This is a genomic window from uncultured Clostridium sp., assembly GCF_937920395.1.
Lineage (GTDB): Bacteria > Bacillota > Clostridia > Clostridiales > Clostridiaceae > Clostridium_AD.
Genome location: NZ_CALEVF010000259.1, coordinates 1 through 2,763 on the forward strand (window position 1 = coordinate 1; position 2,763 = coordinate 2,763).

Annotated in this window: 2 protein-coding genes; both read right to left on the reverse strand. The window is 30.2% G+C overall.

The features are described 5' to 3' along the window. Window positions 1–771 precede the first annotated feature (771 nt). A complete protein-coding gene (locus Q0649_RS16810) occupies window positions 772–1,107 on the reverse strand; it encodes a hypothetical protein (RefSeq protein ID WP_298844691.1) in 336 nt (111 codons plus the stop codon). Between the two features lie 2 nt (window positions 1,108–1,109). After that, window positions 1,110–2,678 carry a hypothetical protein gene (locus Q0649_RS16815; RefSeq protein WP_298844694.1) on the reverse strand — a complete coding sequence of 523 codons (1,569 nt, stop codon included), beginning with the start codon at window positions 2,676–2,678 and terminating at the stop codon, window positions 1,110–1,112. Window positions 2,679–2,763: the final 85 nt, after the last annotated feature.

Here is a 2,763-nt window from a genome sequence, read left to right on the forward strand (position 1 = left end):
CACATGCTAATGTGGAGCTGTTTTTTAGGGGAACGGTATGTGTTCCATCGCTTACCAATACTCTCCCAATTGTTTGTGTATTTAAAATAAATCTTACCTGCTTTACTGCTATATTCATCATCCTTATTCTCATATGGAACTATTTTTTGTCATATATATTTTTTAGCTCATCTTTGTTGTCATTCAATCTATTATAACAATATTTTATGTCATCGCCTATGCCTTCCATCATTCTACTATTCTTTTGTACATTTGCCTTCTCTTCATCGCTTTGGAATAAGCTCGGAATATGTGTTTATCTTATTCATACTTATATCTTCTCTCAATTGTTTTACATAAAAATAGAGACAATGCTTCTTTTGTTAGAAACATTAACTCTATTCTTAATTATACTATATATTTGCTCTTCATATTAATTACATTTATCCTCTTCCACTTCGTTTTACTAAATTATTATAATTATGCAGGAAATTTATCCTATCAATTATTTTAATTATTATTTATTTCTTATATTTTATACCATCAGTTATCTATTTGTTGTAAATCTAGTTATTATTTATTAACTATCATATCAATACTAATACGTTTTTATCTTTATTATCCTTACAATCATAATAAGCTTGAATTAACCTTTTGAAGGTGTTTCTTTCCATCCGTAAGAAATATTACCACTTTCATGTATTTTTAAAATCTCCTTATAAAAAGTAGGCTTTTTATATTCTTTATAATTGTATTACATAAATCTGTAACATAGTGACTTCTTTATATTTGCTACTTATACCATTCTTCTGAAAAGCTCTCATTTAACACCATAGAGTTCGGATCTCGTTCTGTAAGAAAGAAATTAATTAGACCTATAAAATATAAAATATCTTCCTTATTAATAATAAATCCTCTATGTTCATTCCATTGCATATCCAATTTGATTGGTATATCATTTTCATCCATCTCAACATTAAAATCCCACATTAGCATAGGCAAAACTATATTAAATCCATTATAATTAACCCATACTATGGCATCATTTTCATCACTTTTAACTCTATACAAACATTTATTTGACTTATACCATACAGTATTATTAATTTTTTTTTCTTCTGATAACATTCTTATTTCCCCCTATAAACATCATATAACCCAGTACAAGCATCCATTCCAGGATTACTTCTTACAGATGAATTTATAACTTCTTCCCATGAACTATATTTTTTAAATAATTGCTCTGGTGTAGGTCCATCTGGATTTTGATATTGTCTCATGTTTCTAGCTCTCATTGATTCTAATCCTTCTAAATTCCCATCTTGGATATATGTATCTATTCTATGAGCATTTCGTTCATTAACTTTCATTCTAGCTATATCTTCGATTGAATATCCTTCATTCAACAAATTCTGACCTTCTAGATTTAGTTTCGTTTTTTCTATCTCAAGGCCTTCATGATATTTTATTCTTTGAAATTTTGCATCTGCTACTTGATCTGGGTTAGTCCAATCTACCTTAAAATTACTTAAACTAGATTCAGGTTTTGGAGAATATCCATATATACATTCTGGACTCTCCAATATATCTTTCGCCGCCTTAGGATTATCCATAGGATTATTCTTATATGTAAATATAGCTTTACCTTCATCTACCTTTGTAACAACTTTCTCAACATCCACAACTTCCCCAGCCTTAGAAACAGAACTGGCTTTACTAAGTCCTTTAGTTAAAAGTACTCCACCAAGCACATATGAAGTAGAATATGCTATTCCTTTTTCTTCTACAGTATCTGATGCACTTTGTGCCATTCCTTCTGCGAGTATAACTGGATCTTTCAATACTGATGACACTGTTTTACCGTATCCTTTAGTTTCAGTAATACACTTCTTTAAGCAATCAGGTGTATCTCCTGTTCCCATCATTGATTTTATTACAACACCTAAACCGGCTCCAACAACTACTTCACTACCTTTTACTATACCATCTACACCCTTTAATACATCACCTGCTAATTTAACTAATCCTTTTCCTAAATCTACTGTTGTTAAAGCAAAATCTTTACCTTCCTCAACGATACTCTCCCAAGTATTTGTGTACTTAAAATAAAGTTTACCTGCTTTACTGCTATATTCATCATCCTTATTCTCATAGGGAACTACCTTCTTGTCATATATGTTTTTTAGCTCATCTTTGTTATCGTTCAATCTATTATAACAATATTTTATGTCATCGCCTATGTCTTCCATCATTCTACTATTTTTTTGTACATTTGCTTTTTCTTCATCACTTTGAAATAAGCTGGGAAGGCTCATTCCCGTCCTAACATTTATTTTAAGCATTCCTACTTCATCGCAGGCCTGAAATATAGACTGCATATTGCACCATATATCATTTCTATCTACCTGCATCATACTAGATGAACTAACTGGCCTTATGATATCTTGCATTTCATTTATGTACCCGTCAAATACTATGTATAAATCATTAAGTTCTTCCTGACATCCTTCTAGATCACCTTCCAGCTCAGAATAATTTTCCTTTAATGCCTCTATTGCTTCACCTTGATTTTCACTTTGCAATTTGGTATTAACAAAACTTAGTACTTCCTTTATTGTTTCTATTGCATTCTTATATTTTTTTATACTAAGACTTATCCGCTCTAAGACTGAATAGTTTATTCTTATATCTCTCTTCAATCTCTTTTCCCCCTAACTAAAGCTATAGCTCTTTAGTTTATTTATTAATATATTACAATTATTTATCATCTCATCTACTATCTCA